This window comes from Halovenus salina (genome assembly GCF_026410925.1).
GTDB lineage: Archaea > Halobacteriota > Halobacteria > Halobacteriales > Haloarculaceae > Halovenus > Halovenus salina.
In genome coordinates this window covers 1396560-1415261 of the sequence record NZ_CP112972.1, presented here as the reverse complement: position 1 = coordinate 1415261, position 18702 = coordinate 1396560, and the positions used below count along the sequence as shown (strand labels likewise).

General features: G+C 61.7%; 21 protein-coding genes. 13 read left to right on the top strand and 8 right to left on the bottom strand.

The window, feature by feature from the left end; translation table 11 throughout:
* From OSC37_RS07155 to OSC37_RS07105, 11 genes are all read left to right on the top strand, one after another.
* Nucleotides 1–522, top strand: a complete 522-nt coding sequence (locus tag OSC37_RS07155) for a chemotaxis protein CheD (RefSeq protein WP_267163905.1) — start codon at nt 1–3, stop codon at nt 520–522.
* Nucleotides 523–742: 220 nt separating this feature from the next.
* Entirely contained in the window at nt 743–2527 is a 1785-nt protein-coding gene (locus OSC37_RS07150; protein WP_267163904.1) for a FlaD/FlaE family flagellar protein, read from the top strand.
* A complete protein-coding gene (gene arlF / locus OSC37_RS07145; protein ID WP_267163903.1) occupies nt 2511–2951 on the top strand; it encodes an archaellum stator protein ArlF in 441 nt (146 codons plus the stop codon). The genes OSC37_RS07150 and arlF (OSC37_RS07145) overlap by 17 nt, the downstream gene beginning before the upstream one ends.
* A gap of 12 nt (nt 2952–2963) precedes the next feature.
* A complete protein-coding gene (arlF, locus tag OSC37_RS07140) occupies nt 2964–3842 on the top strand; it encodes an archaellum stator protein ArlF (RefSeq protein WP_267163902.1) in 879 nt (292 codons plus the stop codon).
* Nucleotides 3843–3909: 67 nt separating this feature from the next.
* Nucleotides 3910–4383, top strand: coding sequence for an archaellum stator protein ArlG (gene arlG, locus OSC37_RS07135; RefSeq protein WP_267163901.1), 474 nt, complete (start codon nt 3910–3912; stop codon nt 4381–4383).
* On the top strand, nt 4380–5150 hold the full coding sequence (arlH, locus tag OSC37_RS07130) for an archaellum protein ArlH (protein WP_267163900.1): 771 nt from the start codon (nt 4380–4382) through the stop codon (nt 5148–5150). The genes arlG and arlH overlap by 4 nt, the downstream gene beginning before the upstream one ends.
* A 2-nt stretch (nt 5151–5152) precedes the next feature.
* Nucleotides 5153–6826 carry an archaellum flagellar ATPase motor FlaI gene (gene flaI, locus OSC37_RS07125; RefSeq protein WP_267163899.1) on the top strand — a complete coding sequence of 558 codons (1674 nt, stop codon included), beginning with the start codon at nt 5153–5155 and terminating at the stop codon, nt 6824–6826.
* Nucleotides 6826–8577 carry an archaellar assembly protein ArlJ/FlaJ gene (arlJ, locus tag OSC37_RS07120; RefSeq protein WP_267163898.1) on the top strand — a complete coding sequence of 584 codons (1752 nt, stop codon included), beginning with the start codon at nt 6826–6828 and terminating at the stop codon, nt 8575–8577. The genes flaI and arlJ overlap by 1 nt, the downstream gene beginning before the upstream one ends.
* A 45-nt stretch (nt 8578–8622) precedes the next feature.
* Nucleotides 8623–9201 (top strand): FAD-dependent oxidoreductase, encoded by a 579-nt coding sequence (locus OSC37_RS07115; protein ID WP_267163897.1) that lies wholly within the window; start codon nt 8623–8625, stop codon nt 9199–9201.
* Nucleotides 9202–9246: 45 nt separating this feature from the next.
* On the top strand, nt 9247–9669 hold the full coding sequence (locus OSC37_RS07110) for a DUF5807 family protein (protein ID WP_267163896.1): 423 nt from the start codon (nt 9247–9249) through the stop codon (nt 9667–9669).
* 57 nt (nt 9670–9726) lie between these two features.
* On the top strand, nt 9727–10509 hold the full coding sequence (locus OSC37_RS07105; RefSeq protein WP_267163895.1) for a nucleoside phosphorylase: 783 nt from the start codon (nt 9727–9729) through the stop codon (nt 10507–10509).
* Here OSC37_RS07105 and OSC37_RS07100 read toward each other — a convergent pair.
* The gene (locus tag OSC37_RS07100) at nt 10506–10733 is read right to left on the bottom strand and encodes a DUF7860 family protein (RefSeq protein WP_267163894.1); all 228 of its coding nucleotides are present in this window, start codon (nt 10731–10733) and stop codon (nt 10506–10508) included. The genes OSC37_RS07105 and OSC37_RS07100 overlap by 4 nt on opposite strands.
* 52 nt (nt 10734–10785) lie before the next feature.
* Nucleotides 10786–11865 carry a DHH family phosphoesterase gene (locus OSC37_RS07095; protein ID WP_267163893.1) on the bottom strand — a complete coding sequence of 360 codons (1080 nt, stop codon included), beginning with the start codon at nt 11863–11865 and terminating at the stop codon, nt 10786–10788.
* A 320-nt stretch (nt 11866–12185) separates the two neighbouring features.
* Here OSC37_RS07095 and OSC37_RS07090 point away from each other — a divergent pair, with 320 nt between their 5' ends.
* The gene (locus tag OSC37_RS07090; RefSeq protein WP_267163892.1) at nt 12186–12740 is read left to right on the top strand and encodes a GNAT family N-acetyltransferase; all 555 of its coding nucleotides are present in this window, start codon (nt 12186–12188) and stop codon (nt 12738–12740) included.
* 2 nt (nt 12741–12742) lie between these two features.
* Here the strand turns inward: OSC37_RS07090 and OSC37_RS07085 are convergent, their stop codons facing one another.
* Nucleotides 12743–13177 (bottom strand): universal stress protein, encoded by a 435-nt coding sequence (locus OSC37_RS07085; protein ID WP_267163891.1) that lies wholly within the window; start codon nt 13175–13177, stop codon nt 12743–12745.
* A gap of 100 nt (nt 13178–13277) precedes the next feature.
* On the opposite strand from OSC37_RS07085, the gene OSC37_RS07080 reads away from it, so the two are divergent.
* Nucleotides 13278–13721, top strand: coding sequence for a universal stress protein (locus OSC37_RS07080; RefSeq protein WP_267163890.1), 444 nt, complete (start codon nt 13278–13280; stop codon nt 13719–13721).
* A gap of 37 nt (nt 13722–13758) precedes the next feature.
* Here the strand turns inward: OSC37_RS07080 and OSC37_RS07075 are convergent, their stop codons facing one another.
* From OSC37_RS07075 to OSC37_RS07055, 5 genes are all read right to left on the bottom strand, one after another.
* A complete protein-coding gene (locus OSC37_RS07075) occupies nt 13759–14292 on the bottom strand; it encodes a GNAT family N-acetyltransferase (protein WP_267163889.1) in 534 nt (177 codons plus the stop codon).
* Complete coding sequence (locus OSC37_RS07070; RefSeq protein WP_267163888.1) at nt 14289–14648, bottom strand: universal stress protein; 360 nt, start codon at nt 14646–14648, stop codon at nt 14289–14291. The genes OSC37_RS07075 and OSC37_RS07070 overlap by 4 nt, the downstream gene beginning before the upstream one ends.
* Before the next feature lie 65 nt (nt 14649–14713).
* Nucleotides 14714–15769: a Brp/Blh family beta-carotene 15,15'-dioxygenase gene (locus OSC37_RS07065; RefSeq protein ID WP_267163887.1), complete on the bottom strand. Its 1056-nt coding sequence runs from the start codon at nt 15767–15769 to the stop codon at nt 14714–14716.
* Nucleotides 15769–16545: a lycopene cyclase domain-containing protein gene (locus OSC37_RS07060; protein ID WP_267163886.1), complete on the bottom strand. Its 777-nt coding sequence runs from the start codon at nt 16543–16545 to the stop codon at nt 15769–15771. The genes OSC37_RS07065 and OSC37_RS07060 overlap by 1 nt, the downstream gene beginning before the upstream one ends.
* 126 nt (nt 16546–16671) lie before the next feature.
* Nucleotides 16672–18699 carry a bacterio-opsin activator domain-containing protein gene (locus OSC37_RS07055; protein ID WP_267163885.1) on the bottom strand — a complete coding sequence of 676 codons (2028 nt, stop codon included), beginning with the start codon at nt 18697–18699 and terminating at the stop codon, nt 16672–16674.
* Nucleotides 18700–18702: the final 3 nt, after the last annotated feature.

The window sequence follows — 18702 nt, the reverse complement described above, 5'->3', positions numbered from 1 at the left end:
ATGAAAATATACGACGGGAGCGAGTCAGCGGACTCCGAGGGGACGACGCCAGAGCGAATTAAAGTCGGTATCGCGGAGTACGAGGTCACGGCCGATGGGGCGACGCTGACCACAAGCGGCCTCGGCTCGTGTGTGGGGGTTGCCCTCTATGACGAACACAGCGGTAGGGCCGGCCTCGTCCATGTCATGCTTCCGGCTGCAGAGGAGGTCGACGACGGGAAACCCGCCAAGTTTGCCGACACCGGCACCGAACTGCTCATCGAGGAGCTCGAAGCAATCGGCGCGAACAAACGGAGTCTCGAAGCGAAAATCGCCGGCGGCAGTGATATGCTCGACTTCTCCGAAGGCGGGTCCGGTATCGGCGACCGCAACGTCGACCAGGTCAAGACGACACTCTCCGAGCACAATATTTCGCTGACTGGGGAGGATGTCGGCGGTGACCACGGACGCTCGGTCCGGCTCAAGGCCTCGACCGGCGACCTCGTCGTCAAAAGTGCCAACCGACAGGACCGGACGCTCTAAACGAATCGGCGCGTCCCCGTCAGACGACCGGCAGACTCGAAGCCAGGTTCCAACAGAAACCGACCTCCTCTCAGCCACAACTGCGTAGAAATTAACGTCTGACTCTATTTCCGATATATAGACATAAATTCATCTCTTCAAGGCGTAAAAGATTCTGCAAGTATCAGATACTATACTTAAAACAATACATTCAAGGGTATGAGCGCGGACCGTAAAGACAATGAGTAGTTTCGTGTTTGCGCTACCGCTACAGGCCGCTGTGTCGGAGGTCGGTGCTGTGGCGGTGATGCTCGTCCTGTTCTCTGGGGGGGTGGTCGGGATGAGCATCCGCAACATGTTCGAGTCCATCATGTCCGAGGAGGAGGAAGGCGAGGACATCGGCATGAGCGACGGCGACCTCGGTGGCGGTGGCGGCGGCGGTAACGACCTGGGTGGTGGTGGCGGCGACGACCTCGGCGGTGGACTCGACGACGACGGCGGTGGCGACGATGACCTTGGCGGGCTCGGTGGGCTCGAAGACGACGACCTCGGCGGACTCGGTGACGACGAGTTCGACGACATGGGGGGCGGTGGCGGTGGCGGCGGCGGCAACGTCGACGAGCTTGAACACCGGCTCGACGAACTCGAAAACGAGGTCGGGAATCTATCCTCGACGATGAACACGGTCCGTAACGAGAACGAGCAGATCTCCGAGAGCGTCGACGAGGTCGAGGAGAACGTCCGGAAGCTGCTCGACATCTACGAGATGGTGACCCGCGGTGTCAACCCCTTCGCCGACGACATCGACGCAGGGATGGGTGGCGGCATGGGCGAGGGCTCGTTCGGGCTGTTCGCAGACGAGGAAGAGGAAGATGAAGCGGTTGACGAAGGCATCGCCGAGGCAGAGGCCGAGGGATTTTTCGACGACGACCTCATCAAAGAGGGGGACGACGACATGCCGATGGACGCCGACGCCGACGCCGGCGACGTACTCGGCGGTGGTGGCAGTCCAGAGCCCGAGGGCGGCGACGCCTTCCAGGACAGCTTCGACGAGGACTTCGGCGAAGACGAGTTCGCCGATGACGGCTTCGATGACGGTGAGTTCGGCGACGAGGACTTCGATATGGACGATACCGGTGAGGAGGAGCTCGCCGACGAGTCCAGCGGCGGAGACGACGGCGGCGGCTCGTCGTTCGAGGACCTGAAAGCCGAGTATGAGTCCGGAGATGCCGACTGGGCCGGAGAAGAGGGCGAGGCCACTGAGGAAGAGACGGCAGACGAGATGTTCGAGGAAGATGGCGAATCCGACGTTGAGGCCGACGATGAGTTCGCGGACGACGACGAGTTCGCGGACGACAACCTGTTCGACGAAGTGATTGAGGAAGAGGAGGAAGCCGACGAGACGACCGCCCACTCTGCTATCGAGGAGTCGGAGCCCGACGACATCGAGGAGACGGTCGAGTCGGAGCCAGCGACTGAGGAGGCAACAGAGGTCGATGAAGAGTCACAGGCGCACTCGACGGTCGAGGATGAACCGGCTGCCGACGCCGCGGCGACGGAGCCGGCGACCGAAGACACTGCCAGCGAGGAACCAGAGACGACGGAGCCAACGCCCACCGAGACAGAGGTCGAGCAACCGACAACAGAGACAACCACAACGACCGCAACCACGGAGAATGCTGGGTCTGCCGACACGGGCGACGGCAAGCCGTACCTCTCGACGCTGCCTGGTGGGTTCGCCGCCGAGCTCATCGTCGTCGAGTGGCTTGAATTCCTTGTTGAGGAGGCAGGCGTCCGGGGTACCGCACAGGCGATCGACTACTACGAGAACATCGACTGGATAGACGAGGCCGTTGCCGAGGAGCTCCAGTCATATCTCGCCGGATTCGAGGACGCCGGTGACGGGTCGCTGACCATCGACCACCACACACAGAGTCTGGACTACATCGGCCAGCTCAACGGCAACGGCATGGCCGCGACGCATGGACTCCAGCACGGGGGTGGTGCAAGTGGGCTTCAGCGTTAGTGGCGCGGCGGCGCTCATCTTCTTGAGCCTGTTCGTCGCCTTTGGAGCCCTCTATACGGCCACAGACAACTCCTTCCAGCAGGTGGCCGACGCACAGGACGACCAGACTGACCGCGCGCTGGAGACGAAAAACAGCGGTATCGAACTGGTCTCGGCGGTCTATGACAGTGGGACGAACGAACTCACCGTGACGGCGAACAACACCGGTTCGACGACGCTGTCGCTGGATGGCACCAGTTTGCTCGTCGACAACGAGTACGAGACCGGCTGGGAGGCAAACGCGAGCGTCGACGGCAACAACAACACGGACCTCTGGCAGCCTGGCGAGACCGTGACGATAACCGTGAACGCCACCAGCCAGCCCGACAGCGTTTCGCTGACGACGCCGTCGGGCATCTCGGTGGCCGCGGAGGTGACGACATGATGGGGGGAAACGATGGGATTTAGCACGAGTGGGAGTCTCCTGCTCATCTTCTTCGGGTCGTTCATCGCCCTCGGTGCGGTCTACACTGCGACCGCAAACACGAGCGAGTCGCTCACCGGGGCCTACGACGACCACCTCGCGACACAGAACGCGATTGCAGAGACTGCACTCTCGGTCGATGCGACCTACCACAAGACCGACGGGACTCTCACGATACGCACGACTAACACGGGGTCTCGGGACATGCAAGTGAGTGATACCACTGTCTTGGTCGACGGGGCGTTCCGGGCGCTGTCTGCGTTCCAGATCTCGACTGTCGACGGAGAGCAGACCGCTCTCTGGGGCGTCAACACGGAGCTTCGCCTGGAGAACGAGACTGCCGAGCCCGAACGGGTAAAAGTCGTCACAGACAGCGGGGTCGCAGAGACCGTGACTGTCGACGTGGCGGATCTCGACAACGTAAACCCCCAGACACTCGACCGGACCGGGAACAATAAAGACTCGACGATAGCGTTCGACATCGAGACGACCTACAGCGACAACGTGACGTTGAAGAACGTCAGTATCGACGCAGTTGAGAACGCAAGCGCAGACCCGACGACCATCGACTACGCGAACAGCGCGTCGCTGTCGGAGTTGAACATCACACTCGCTCCCGACTACGGGAACGCGGCCGCGACCGAAGACGGACCGTTCGCCATCGACGAGACAATTCCCCACAACGGCGTGACGTTGGGTCCGGACGGGACTGCCCGCTACCGGGTCGGCGAGTTCCGGGACAGCAACGGCGACCCCGTGGCGATGACGTCGACGACGGTGACCGTGACAATCATGTATATCGACCCAGCAGGCGTCGAGCGGACGTTCACGTTCACGGAGGGTGATTTCTGATGCAGCAGCGCCTCCACGCTGGCGACAACCATACAAGCGGCTGGGTCCTAGCTGAGGTGAACAGCTAATGGCAAGTGTCTCCGTCTCTCATCTTATCTTGTTCATCGCTAGTATGATTATCGCAGCAGGTGTGGCTGGCGTGTTCACTACAAGTGTGGACAATCTCTCGGAGGCAATCAGTGACCGGGGCGTGCAGGTCAGTGACAACGTCAGGACCAGCATCGAGATAATCAGCGACAGCGGGAGCGACAACGTCTTTGACGGAACCACCAACACGACGACCATCTACGTCAAGAACACGGGGTCACAGCAGCTCGACCCGGTCGAGCGTCAGATTGACGTTCTGGTCGACGGGAGGTTCAAGACCGGCGACGACCTGAATATCACGGTTGTCTCGGACAGAAACGTCGACACCTGGGACACGAACGATGTTGTCGAACTCACCATCGACGGCTATCTGGTCCCCGGTGACCACCGCGTCCTCGTCATCGCCAACGGTGACGAGGAGACCTTCGAGTTCAGAGTGGAGGACAACCCATGAGCATCGCACGAAACGACCTGTATTCCATCGGCTTGGACGAACGGGACCGCCTGAACAAAGAGCTCGGTGGCGGTTTCCCGCCCGGCAGTATCGTCCTTATCGAGGGCGATTACGGTGCGGGCAAGTCGGCGATGAGCCAGCGGTTCTCCTACGGACTCTGTGAGGAGGACCACTCAGTGACGCTGTTGTCGACGGAGCTGACGGTGGGGAGTTTCCTCGAACAGATGAACTCGCTGAACTACGATATGGTGAACCACCTGCTCGACGAGGAGATTCTGTTTCTCCACGCCGATATCGGCGAATCAAAGAGTTCCTTCACCGACACCGGAACCGACGACGAGGACGATCGGATGGACCTGCTCAAGCGGCTGATGGAGGCCCAGGTGATGTGGAACTCGGATGTGGTCATTATTGACACCTTCGACGCTATCCTGCGCAACGACCCCACTTTCGAGGCGCTAGTCCGGCAGAACGAGGAGCGCCAGGCCGCACTGGAGATAATCTCGTTTTTCCGGGATGTCATCGCGGACGGCAAGGTCATCGTCCTTACCGTCGACCCGACCACGCTCGACGAGGAGGCACTCGGGCCGTTCCGGTCTATCGCCGACGTCTTCCTCGAGTTGGAGATGGTTGAGGTCGGCAACGACGTTCGCCGGCAGATTAGCGTGTTGCGCTTTGCCGGCATGGGCGAACAGGTTGGAGACACCATCGGTTACTCGGTGCGCTCTGGAACGGGCATCGTCATCGAAAGCAGGAGTGTGGCATAACCATGACAGACCACGGCAGACCCAACCCCTCGGACGAACTCAGGCAACACGCGGCACGCCGGCCGCACCTGCGGGAGCACCTCCAGAAGTTCAAACAGATCACTGGGGAGTTCCCGATGTTTATCGAGGAGGCAGACGACGACTACGAGAGCGGCCGCCCGAACGTCATTTACCCCGTGGGCGGACCAATTTACGCCCACGTCTACGGCGATATCGGGCAGGATACGAAATACTACGCAATCGAGCCGGACCTGGCGGAAGACGAGCGCAGCCTGTTCGGCGAGGTTCGTGACCGGCTGCTCGAACGCAGCGTCACCAAACCAGCACCACAGGACGAAGCCGAGTACGACGACCGCATCGAAGAACTCCTCCAGGAGACGACGTCGATCACAAGCTCCAGCGAAGGCGGAGGCGTGCTCTCGCGGCTGACCAGCCTCACCGATGTCGGCAAAGTCGAGGTGACAGAACAGACCTACGAGAACATCCGCTACCGGCTCAACCGCGATATCGTCGGGCTCGGGCCGCTGGAGCCGGTGATGCGTGACCCAGCGAACGAGGACATCCACGTCATCGGCCATACCGAGTGTCACGTCGACCACTCGGTCTACAGCATGCTCGAGACGACTGTCGAGTGGGACAGCCCCGAACACTTCGACCAGTGGCTCAAGAACATGGGCGAGCGGATGGGCGACCCCGTCAGTGACTCGGACCCAGTGGTCGACTCGACGCTGCCGGATGGCTCGCGTCTGAACCTCATCTACTCCGACGACGTGAGCCTCAAGGGTCCCTCGCTCACCATCCGTCAGGGCGACGAGGTTCCGCTGTCTATCTTCCAGATTACCGCCTGGAACACGCTCAGCCCCGAGCTGTCGGCGTATCTCTGGCTCTGTCTGGAGAACGAGCAGACGGTGTTCGTCGTCGGGGAGACGGCGTCGGGGAAGACGACGACGCTGAACTCCATCATGTCGTTCATCCCCCGAGACTCGAAGATTTACACCGCCGAGGACACTGCCGAGGTCCTGCCGCCACACAACACCTGGCAGCAGCTGTTGACGCGGGAGGGCGACGACGAGGACACCTCCATCGACATGTTCGACCTGGTGGCCGCCGCACTGCGGTCCCGTCCGGACTATATCATCGTGGGTGAGGTTCGTGGTGAAGAGGGTCGGATGGCCTTCCAGGCCGCTCAGACCGGCCACCCAGTCATGCTGACCTTCCACGCAAGCGACATCGTCTCGATGATTCAGCGCTTTACCGGCGAACCCATCAACGTCCCCGAGACGTTCATGGATGTGGCGGACGTGGCCCTGTTCCAGAACCGTGTCAAGCAGGGCGACGATGTCCTGCGTCGGGTCACGAGCGTCCAGGAAATCGAGGGATACTCAAAGGAGATGGACGGTGTCGTCACTCGCCAGAGCTTCTTCTGGGACCCCGTCGAGGACGAAATCAACTTCCAGGGGCGGAACAACTCCTACGTGCTCGAAGAGCAGATCGCGACCCTCCTGGGGTACGAGGACACCCGCGATATCTACGACGACTTGGACTTCCGTGCTCGTATCATCGAGCGCGCAATCCAGGAGGGAATCACCGGGTACCACGAGGTGAACGAGCTCATCACGGACTTCCAGCGCGACGGAGTCGAGGGACTGCCCTTCGATATTGTCCGGCGAGACTGATGTCTACCGACAACTCGAGTGCAACGCTCAATCTGACGCTCTCAGAGAATCTCCAGTCGCTGCTGCAGTCCTACCGGCAGATGCAGATGCCGATGGGACAGTACGTCTCGTTCATCCTGATTCCCTCAATTGGCTTTTTCGTCGTCACGGTGGTGTTGTCACTCGTCTTGTCATTCCCGATACTGGTTCGGATTCCGATTCCGCTGCTCGGGTCGCTGGCGCTGTTCTCGGCGGTGTTCTATCCGAAGATTCTGCTGAGCCAGCGCCAACGTCAGCTCGACAACCGGTTCCATCTGATGGTCACACATATGACGATTCTGGCGACGACAAAAATCGACCGGATGGAGGTCTTCCGGACGCTGGCAGAGGACGACGAGTACGGCGAGCTATCGAACGAACTGGCGCGCATCGTCGAACTGGTCGACACGTGGAACCAGAGCCTCGACGACGCCTTGCGCCGACGGTCGAACGAGGTGCCAAGCGAGACACTCTCGGATTTCTTCGAGCGGCTTGCCTACACGATGGGTGCCGGACAGTCGCTGCGGGAGTATCTGCTCACCGAACAGGAGCAGATTCTCGAAGAGTACGCGACCGTCTACGAATCCTCGCTGGAGAACATCGAGGTCATGAAAGACCTCTATCTCTCGATGGTGCTTTCGATGACGTTCGCGCTCGTGTTCGCGGTCGTCCTGCCGGTGTTGACCGGGACGGAACCGACGTTGACGGTCAGTGCGATCATCCTGCTGTATGTCTTCGTCCAGACCGGTTTCTTCCTCGCGATGCGCTCGCTGTCACCGTACGACCCGCTGTGGTACCACCCCGACGAGAAACCCTCGGCCGTCGAGTCAGAGATTCAACGGAGCTTCTACGTCGGCGTCGGTCTCACCGCGCTCCTGTTGGTCATCTCGATTACCGGTATTGCCGGTATCAGTCCAATCGGCCTGGCGACATTTATTCCGGGTATCAGCACGCTCCCGCTCCCGTTGTATGCTGTTATTCCAATAACGCCGCTATTGATTCCTGGACTTGTTCTCAACCGAGCCGAAAAGCGAGTCAAGGCGCGCGACCAAGAGTTTCCCAGCTTCGTCCGGGCGCTAGGGACCACCGAGGCGGTCAAACAGTCGACGAGTTCGGACGTACTTAGTACCCTCCGGACCAAGGATTTCGGACCGCTGACCGAGAACATCGACGACCTCTACAAACGGCTGAATATGCGCATCGAGCCGGTCGAGGCGTGGCGGTATTTCACCGCCGACTGTCGCTCGTACCTCATCCAGACCTTCAGCGAGATGTACCTTATCGGCCGTGAGATGGGTGGCAATCCACAGCTGCTCGGCGAACTCATCTCGGAGAACATGAACGAGGTCCTCCAGCTACGCGAACAGCGCAAGCAGGCGACGACGACGCTTATCGGCCTCCTCTACGGGATGACTGCCGCCTCGACGTTCGCCTTCTTCATCGGGCTGGAGGTCGTGAATGTCATCTCTGACCTCGGCCTCGATCTCGATACTGGTGCCGGCATCGACGTCGGACAGATTATCCAGCCCGACGTGTACAACATCCCGCTCATAGAGTTCCTCTTGGTCGTCGTCATCATGTTCTCCGCGATGCTGTCGTCGCTGATGGTCCGGACCGTCGACGGTGGCCACAAGGTGAACACGTACATGCACTTTGTTCTTCTCGCGTGGATTTCCTCACTGGTCGCTATCTTCACCCGTTGGCTCATCAATACGTTCCTGGCGGTCGGCTGACCCAACCGGTAACTTTCTTGACTGCGGGGGTTAAAATGATACCGTATGACACACGTAGCGATTGTCGGCGGCGGCCCCGCCGGCCTGAGCGCGGCGTTGTTTGTCCAGAAGAACGGTCTCGACGCGACCGTCTTCGATACGGACGGAACATGGATGCACAAGGCACACCTCTTCAATTATCCCGGCATCGGGTCGGTCGACGGCTCGGCGTACCTGGAGACACTTCGGGCACAGGTCGACAGCTTCGGCGTCGACCGCAAGCAGGGCGTCGAGGTGACTGATGTAACAGCAGACGACGGCTTTACCGTCTCGACAGCAGACGGCGACCACGAGGCCGACTACCTCGTGTTGGCGACGGGCGCAGACCGGGGTCTTGCCGAGGAGCTTGGCTGTGCGTTCGACGGCGATGTCGTCGAGGTCGGTGTCGAGATGGAGACCAGCATCGCAGACGCCTACGCCACGGGCGCAATGGTCCGCGCCCAGGAGTGGCAGGCGGTCATCTCCGCGGGCGACGGCGCGGCCGCGGCCCTGAACATCCTCTCGAAGGAGGAGGGCGAACACTTCCACGACTTCGACGTACCCGCGGACGCCGACGCCGTCTTCGGTGGAATGGGCGAGGAGTAGCTCGGTTCCAGCAATCTTATTCCTTCGGCCCGCCGTGTTTCGGGTATGAACGCACAGCGAGAGGGGTTTCTGGCCGGCGAGCGGCCCGAAGATGTCCACATCTACATCGCAGCTGAGGCTGTCTCGAACATGGCGGCACTCGAAGAACACGGCGAGCGCGTCGAGGACGGCATCGCTCTGGTAATGGAGGGCGACCAGGCCCGGAGCGTCTTCCAGAGCGCGACCGGCATCGACCCAATGGCACTCGCACAGGAGGCGATGGGGGTCGACGGAACGGTGACAGCCGACTGTGCCGACGCGACCTGTCCGGTCGATGGTGGCCACGAACCCCGGCTGATTTTCTCGTTCGCAGAGGCGCAAAACGAGGAGGTTGGCGGACTCTACGCCGAGGGAGACGTGATTCATGCCTACGTCGCCTGTGAGTGCGGCGAGCGGTACTCCGACAAGTGGGTCGCCGGGAAACGGTGACCGACCGGGCTCCCGACTCCGAAATCCTCATTATCTATCGATGATAGTATCTATCACATGACAGACGAGCATGTAATTCCCAATTACGGGGACAAATACCAGGCTGACGCGCTGTTTTCGCCGACAGACCTCGTCAAGGTACAGGATGAGGGGCTGCCGGATGTTCCGCCGACAGTCATTCTCGGCTTCCAGCCCGAACTGACAGCAGCCGTTCGTGACCGAGCTGAGGCGACCGTCGATGTCGTGCGGTCACAACAGTGTCATCGCCTCTCGGAGACGGTGGGATACGTTCCGGTCCACGAGTCGGGAGTCGGCGCGCCGGTCACCGCGATGGTCGCCGAGAACGTCATCGCTGCGGGTGCCGAGGCCGTGGTGATGCTCGGCGGTTGTGCGTGTCTCCAGCCGGATATCTCGCCCCACGCAGCCATTCTCCCAACCGAAACTATCCGCGACGAAGGTGTCTCACATCACTACGTCCCTCCAGAGGAGGCGGTCACGGCGACGGCGTCGCTCGTCGATAGACTGGCCGAACGACTCCAGAGCGAGGGGTTCGAGACGCCCCGGGGGACGACCTGGACCACGAGTGCGATGTACCGCGAGACCGTGCCGGAAATCGAACAGTACCGGGAGGACGGTGTCGTCTCGCTGTGTATGGAGTCGGCGGCGTTCTGGGCAGTCTGTGAGTACCGCGGGGTCGACGCAGCGACGGTCCACCAGATAGGGGACTACCTCACTGCCGACGAGTGGGTGCCAGAGTCAGACGACGAGCAAGGGTTTCCGGAGATGTTACCGCCAGTTGTCGAGGCCCTGGCCGAACACGCCGATTCGGCGCGAGACTAGTCTAGAAGTGGCATCACCACGCCGAACACCAGCGGCGAGAAAAAGCCAACCACGGTGCCGATAACCTCAGAGTAGAGAAAGAGCGATTGTTCCCAGCCTGGAATCTCTCCCTGAAGCCCGGGGGCGATAACCCCACCTAATGCGCCGGAGAGAAACAGCGCAGCGCCGACCAGGAATCCGGCCTTTGCCAGCCTGGCGTAATCCATCGTTCCGTATTGTGCCATACAAGAGAGTCCACAACTCACCCTTGAGAATTTTTTGATTGCGCTACGGTCCTCACTCGTCTGGCTCACCCTCGAAATCGAGTCGACGGAAGCCGTCGACGATTGCCTGCTTGGCGACTGCGCCCTGTGTCGTCCAGTGGTGGGCGTAATCGAGCATATCGTCGTAGATGTCGGGCTTGCAACCCGCCGCTTTGGGGTGGCCGCCGCCGTTGACCTGTGCAGCAACCTCATGACAGCGCTCGAAACTCTCGGTTCCACGAATCGAGGCCGACCCGGCCGGCTTGACGATGACCGCGGCGTCGGCCCCCTGCTCGCGGAGTGACTCGGCGACCTCGTTTTGCGAACAGCGGCCGTAGGTGACGCCGACCGTCCACGGCCCGACCTCGCGCATCTCGGCGCGCTCGATTGCCTTCTCGATGAGTGCCTCCTTCTCGACGCGCTTGTCGGCCAGAAACGCCTCGACCTCCTCGGGAAGCTCGACGCCGTGTTCGAGGACAGTCTCAATGTACTCCTCGGGGTCGGCCCAGTAGGCGTAGTCTGCGATATCGTCCGAGCGCTCGTCCTCGCGAATCCAGAGGTCGTGGTCGCGGGTCACCGCCGCCAGCTCCGCAAATCGCTCGTCGAACTCGTGGTCGATTTCTGCAAGCGCCACGTCGGCAGTACAGACCTCCTCGGAGTCGCCGACGGTGAGGTCGACGCCACTCTCCTCGACCTGAGCGGCGAGCGCGTCGTCCCACTGGTGATGGTCGTACCACGATACACTCTCGACCCGGGACGTGGCCGCTGAGAGGTCGGCGATATCGCTCTCGCTGTCGGGACAAAGGTCACAGATGTAGATGTCCGCCTCCGTGTCGGCGTACTCGGCGACCCAGCCAAGCGCTTCTTCGAGTTCGTGTGGTCCTGCGGGCAGCAACGCACCCTCGCCGTGGGCAACACGGACCAGTGCCGTGCAGGCGAGTCCGTCGGCGTCGGGGTCAGCAACCACGACAACCCCGGCGTCTTCGAGTGTCTCTCTGGCTTCACGCTCGACCTCCTGGGATTCGAGCGAATCTGGGTAAAAGAATCCCTCGCCAGGCAGTACGGATTTGCGGCCGAGAGATAGCCTGTCGTCGTCGATAAGCCAGTCTTGCATATTTCGAACTCACACCCGAGGGCAAAGAACACCTCGCTTTGACGTCCCGAGATAACGCGGTGGTGTCTCTGTGAGACGTCTCAGCGAGAGGGATCAAAACAGCACGAAAGTCCCGCCCAGATTCGCTTTCCACATCGGGCGGGACCGAAAGGGGCGAGTCGTTCGGCGAGCGAGACGACACAAGGACCGCAGCGAGTCGCAGCCGTCGAACGACTCGGGGCTTTCTTGCTGTTCCACATTCCGTCGTAACCCATACTCCAAACGAAAGACCGTCGATAACACACAGAAAGTACTTATCATACACAATACACTCCCGAGATATGCCCGGCCCGGTATTCCTCGGCGGCGAGACGGTAACGCTGCGACCGATCGAACGAGACGACATCGAGTTCGTCCAGCGGGTGATGAACGACCCCGCTGTATGGCGACCGGCGCTCGGAATCAACCCGACGAACGACAGCCTCGCCGAGGAGTTCTTCGAGGAGGTGTTGACCACGGAACAGGATGTCCACTGTCTGGTCTGTCACGACGAGACACCGGTCGGCCACGTGTCACTGACCGAATCGCAGTACGGCCCGAGCGAGACGTCCCGGGCCCGGTGTGCGGAACTGGCGTACTGGATTGCCCCCGAGCATCACGGACACGGGTACGCCACCGATGCGAACGAGACGATAATCGAGTATGCCTTTCTCGACCGGAATCTCCGGCGACTGAGCGCGTATCCGGGGAGCTTCAACGAGGCGTCGGTCGCCCTTCTCGAATCGCTTGGCTTCCAGCACGAAGGAACAGAGCGCGAAGCGGTGTGGTACAGAGGCGAGTACTACGACAGACTCTGTTATGGGCTTCTCCGCTCGGAGTGGCAACAGCGCGAGTGACCCTACTCTAGCTGACGGACAGTCAACACCGGCATCGGCGCGCGCCTGACGACCGACTCGGCGACGCTTCCGAGCAGGAAGGAGTGTTCGCCGTGTCGTCCGCGGGTCCCCATCGCGATGACGTCGGCGTCGACCTCTTCGGCGTACTCGATAATCTCGGTTTTGGGGGGACCTTCTCTGAACGCAGTCACCACCTCTGGAGCGCCGTGGGCGTCTGCCTCCTCACGGACCGTATCGAGTGCGTCCGTCCCGGTGGACTCGATTGCGTCTTTGAGCTGGTCGCGGACCTCCTCGGGCGAGGACTCGATTTCGGCGGTATCGACGACATACAGCGCGTGAACGGTCGCGTCGAACGTGCTGGCGATGTCGAGAGCGGTCCGAATCCCCCGCTTTGCGCTCTCGGAGCCGTCGGTGGCGATGACTACCGTGTCGAACATATCGCGTGGTTACTCCGGGGCGGTAAAAAAGCGCGTGATTCTGCGAGCGGCCAGCCGTCGACCGGCGGGTTTTTTGCACAGCAGGGCCGACTCTCGGGCGATGGCGCTCGATATCGAACACGTCCTCGTAGCGGTCGACGGAAGCGACGAATCACGGGCAGCCGCCGAGACTGCCGGGGCAATCGTCGAACGGTACGAGGCGAACCTGCACCTCCTGCATTTCGTCGACAACCGGGTGATGCGTGACATCGAGACGGGGACAATCTCGCCGGAGACTATCGCACACGAACAGCGAGCACTCACCGAGAGGGTCCGCGAGCAACTCCCCGAGGGCGTCGGATTCACCGCGTCGAGTGCCGCGGGATTCTCGACGACGAAACTCGGACAGACCCCTGGCACGGTCATTCTCGACGTGGCAGAAGAGCGCGGGGTCGACTTCCTGGTCGTCCCCCGGGAGACGCCCAGCGGCGACCCGGACGAGGTGCTCGGCAAAGCCGCGCTCTACGTGCTCGAGTACGCAAGCCAGCCCGTTCTGTCGGTCTAGTCCTGGTAAGGAGTTCCAAAAGAAGGTTTCTCGGGCGTCACTCCGCAGGTGCGAGCCTGAGTGACATCTCAAGTTCGAAGCTGTCGTCACCCGTCCGCTCGAAGCCGATTTTCTCGTAGAGCCCGATTGCCGGGCGGTTCCAGCGCTCGACGGTCAGCCAGACGCGTTCGATACCCTCTCGCTGTGCAAGGCCCAGGGCGGTCCTGACGAGCCCGGTCCCGATTCCTGCGCCCTGGTAGGACTGGAGAACGAAGATAGCGAGCTCGTAGCTGTCGTTGCCGTCGGGGACGAGCATCACGTGGCCGACCGGCGACCCGTCGCGAGCGGCCACAGTGTTGAGTGCGCCGCCGGTCATCACGATTTCCAGCCACTCGCGGATGCTGTCCTCGTCGCCTGGCGGAATGCCCTGGGCGCGGTCCTCGGGGTCGAAATCCAGGTACATCGCGGTCAGCTCGTCGCTGTCCTCGTGGGTTACCTGGCGTAGCTGTATCTCTCGCCCCTCCGCGTCGGTGACCGTCCGCGGGGGTGTGGGGAAGCCGTCGACCGTCTCCTCGGGAAAGCGTACTGTCATCGTATCAGTGTCACAGTCGTATGGGCGTTCAGCAGGACGAACTCGATGACGCTGTCGAACTGTATCTTGCCCAGGGGGCTGGTCTGCCCGCCCGAGAGCACGATACGGTCGTAGTCGTCGGTTTCGGCGAGCTCGACGAGTCGACTACCCGGCTCCCCCGTCACGGTCTCGACAGTCGCCTCGAACCCGAGCGAGTCGAGGCGGTCGCGGACGGCTTCCTCGGTCGCCGCCACCGCGTCGTCACTGCTGTAGACGGCGACTGTCAGCTCGTCACCAGCCTGTCGTGCGCGGGTGACCACCTCTTCGAGACCGGCCAGCGCGCGCTCGCTTCCGTTGACGCCGACGAGGAGTCGCATATCTCGGCCGATGTACCGGGCGTACTAAAACGCAGCGACAGGCGACGATGGGAAACGGGCTGGGACTATCCTCGTCGGCGCTCGACGAGTAGCGCAGGCCGGGAACTCCAGACCTGCTGCTCGCGGTCGAGCCAGAAGACGACAACCACGTGGGGAAGCGTCAGCGCCGCTATCAACACGAGGTAGAGCCCGACCCACTCCGAGACGGTGCCGGGCGCGACCGGGACCAGCCAGTAGAACACAGCCAGAAACAGCAGCGACGCGGCCGTCAGCGGCGCGGCGTCTCTGGCGAACCGGGCCAATGCCAACCCGTACTCCTGGTCAGCGAGGCGGCTGCGGGCAGCAGGGTCGATAGCGAGCAGCCTGCCGACGTGTCGCAGCGCGTGCCAGCAGGTGAAATAGAGCCCGACCGCGAGCACCGGCGGGACGAGCCCGAAGTACGCGACCAACAGACCGACCTCGCCGGCGTCGACAAGCCAGTCCCGGCGACGGTCGGCCCGGTGGTATCCGAGCACGAGCGAGGCTCCCAACAGCCCGACGACGACGAGACCGACGACGAGCCGGCCACGCGGCGTGAATGCGGCGTCGGCCCATCCGAGTGTCGGGCTCGTGAACAGCCCGACCAGCGTCTCGGCGACGAGTCGGTACTGGCCGGGGAACGCGACCAGTGGGACGAGCATTGGCAACGTTCCGCGGGCCAGTGCCGTCAGGGCTCGCTGGGCCGGCGTTTCAAGATGGTCGACGCCCAGGAGTGCGAGCAGCGAGTGAACCTCACCCTGGCCCCAGTGAAGCCAGGTAATCAGGATGAAGACGGCAAACGAGGCTACCGGCGCGAGAAACCAGGCAACGGCGTAACAGCCGCCGACGACGGCGTACAACAGACCAACGGCAGCAAGTGAGCGTCGAGTCGGCGGCTGTCCGCGGACGCGTGTCGGTGCGAGATGGTCGACTGCTCCGTGCGGGAGCCCGAAGACGAGGACGCTCGCGACCAGCGGGACGAACTGATAGCGCAGCGGCAGCGTGAGTCCTGTGGCGAAAAGAACCGTCACTGCCGCGAACACGACCCACCCCGGAACGACCGTCAGCGAGACGAGTGACCGGCGGGCGGTGTCGTCAGTCATCAGTCACCTGGCTCGCCCGTCACGCCGGGTAGCTCGACAATTGCCACCGTTTGCCACTGTGCGACGAGCCAGCAGTAGAGGGCATACCCCTGTACGACGAAGATATTTGTCACGACAAAAAACAGGGCCTCTTCCACTGGGAAACCGAACGGGGCGATACCGAGGGTATAGGTGTCGGAAATCGTCCAGAGGTCGAGCGAGATTGCAGCCCAGTCGGCAACCCAGAAATACAGCGTCGGGACGGCGATTGCCACCGCAACCGGCCGACGGACGTGCCAGAGGTATGTCCAGCCAAATGCCCACTGGATGGCGAGAACCGGGCCGGCCCACGCGAGAATAGCGGCAAAGTATCGCCACGAATCGCCCGAGACGAGCAAGACGGCACCAACGACACTCACACCGATTCCAGCGAGCAGCCCGGCGAGACGCTCCCGAAGGGTGAGCGACAGCGACATATCTGTCGGCACATCGAGCAAGCACAGAAAAAGCACTCCCGCCGTCGGCTGTGCGAGGAAAAACAGATATTCGCCGACGGGTGCGGCCCAGAGTGTCTCCCAGACGACACCGTCTCCGTACCACCAGACCCCGGCCTCAATGAGTAGGTTGTCCCAGGGAGTCGTGTAGCCAAGCGCGAGCGCGAGAATAACGACCAGTCCAGCGACGGCAGCCGGACTGTCCATACGGGTTCCCTGATACCACGAAATCACCACAAGTAGTACTAGCACCGGGAGCACGAATACGAGATGGAACTGAAAGTAGGTTTCAGGTGGTATCATCGAGGGATATATTGGGCACACTCTGCCCGTCGGCAAACGTATTGGGGCAAGCTGACCTATCCACAGTATAATACGGCCGATGGTATCAATAACACCGTCCCAAACTGGTCAGGTGTCTGGCTGTCGTCACTGCTCCTCTGCGAGTGCCGTATCGCCACCTGCGGTGACGTATCGTTCGATATAGGCGTCGACGAGCTTTTGCTCGGCGACCCGGAGGTGTTGGTGGAAGGTCTGTCGCGTGATTCCGAGCGTGTCCGCGACTTCGGCCCCGTCTGTGGGGCGGGGCCATTCGAAGTAGCCGTTCATATACGCCGCCTCGACTGCGGCTCGCTGCCGGGCGGTCAGACGCTCGTCGACCGCAGAGGCGAACTCGTTTACCGTCTGGCCTTTGGTGTCTCGCTCGTAGCGTGACCGGAGTTCGACATCCGCGTACCGGTCTTCGAGGACACCGAGGATGGTGCGCACATCCTGCTCTGGAGGGAGTTCGAGCACGACCGTTGCTCGCTCGGGGCCAGCAGTGACCTGTGTGACAGAAGCTCCGTGGTCGGCCAACTCGATGAACGGCTCACCCGAACCGACGGTGACAGCAAACGTCAGCGAACTGTCCGTCGCGGAAATCTCACGAACGTCGTGGACGAATGCCAGTTTGACGACCGCGCCGAGGTCGACAGAGTCGTGGACAGACAAGAACAGCTCGTACGTGCCCGCGTCGCTGTCGCTTGTCATGCCGACGTACTCGACGTCGGCCCCCAGCGTGCCTGCGACCGCGGAAACCGGGAAAGCGTTGTCATGAATCGCCATCTTGAGTTCGATAACGGTGTCGGCGGTGAGTATCTGTGCGGTCCGAATGGCGTTCAGGCGGCTCGCTATCATCGTCCCGATAGAGTTGAACAGCTGCTGTTCACGCCGGTCGAGTGCTTCGATGCTCTCGCTGTAGATAGCGAGAACACCGTATGTCTGCTTGCTGTCGACGACCGGGACGACGAGCAACCGCCTGGCGTCGACCGTCCCAGGGGAGAGGTACTCGGCGTCGCAAGTCCCGGCCTGACAGAGTGTCAACTCTCCTGACTCAACTGCGTCGTCGACAATATCTGGGAGCGACTGGCGGGAGAGCGGTGAGTCGACGTTCTCGTTGAGTCCGGCCTGTGCTTCGATTTCGAGTTCGTCGCCGGTCGCCCCAGGTGAGCCGAACCAGCTCCCGGTGTACCCTCGTTCGGACGCAATTTCGTCACAGATTTGCTGCGCGATGAGCTGTGGTTGTTTCTCCTCGACGAGAATATGTGTGATATTGTTTAACAGCCCGTTGATTCGACTGAGAATCCTGTGGAGTGCGCGTTTCTCATCGGTCAGCTTCGCCGCACGCTCGGTGGCTACCTCTCGCGTGTTCCGGCGACCGGTCACGTCGTTCTGGAAGCCGACGTACAGCGAAAGCTCGCTGCTCTCGTCGCGCACTGGCGACAGCGTCAGCTCGTTCCAGAACGGCGTTCCGTCCCGTCGATAGTTCCGAATCTCAGTGGTGACCGACTTGCCGCTGTCGATGGCTTCACTGATTGCTTCAGTCGCCTCGTCATCGGTTTCAGGGCCTTGGAGCAGGCGTGGATTCCGTCCGAGCGCCTCCTCGCGTGAGTACCCGGTTACTTCTTGCCACGTGTCGTTGACGTACACCAGCGGGTAATCCGGAAGCGATGGGTCACAGATGCTGATGCCGACCGGTGCCTTGTCGATGGCCCGGACGACCTCAGTGGGTCCGGGTTCGTGTCCCGAGATGTCTCGCTGTGGTGGGAGGTCACGAGCTGACGTCGTCACCTCGGTCAGCTCGTCGACGAGTCGCGGGACGGACTGATCGGTGTCGCGGTGCACAAAGCGGTCGACCCCGAGAGAGAAGGCCTCCTCTGCCAGTGAATCGTCATCTGCGTACAGGATAAACGGCACCTTCTCGTCGAGTGCACGAACTGCCTCGAACAGCGACAATCCGTCGTCACCGGGGAGGTCGTGAGCGCTCACGAGACAGTCGAACTCCCCGCGGGACAGGCTCGCCAGAGCCGCTGTCGCGCTGTCGACCGTAGTGACCTGAAATCCCGCTTCGTCGAGCCCTCTTACGGTTTGCCTGTCGTCACCAACAGCGTCTGCGAGGAGGATGTGAGTGCGTGTCACAGA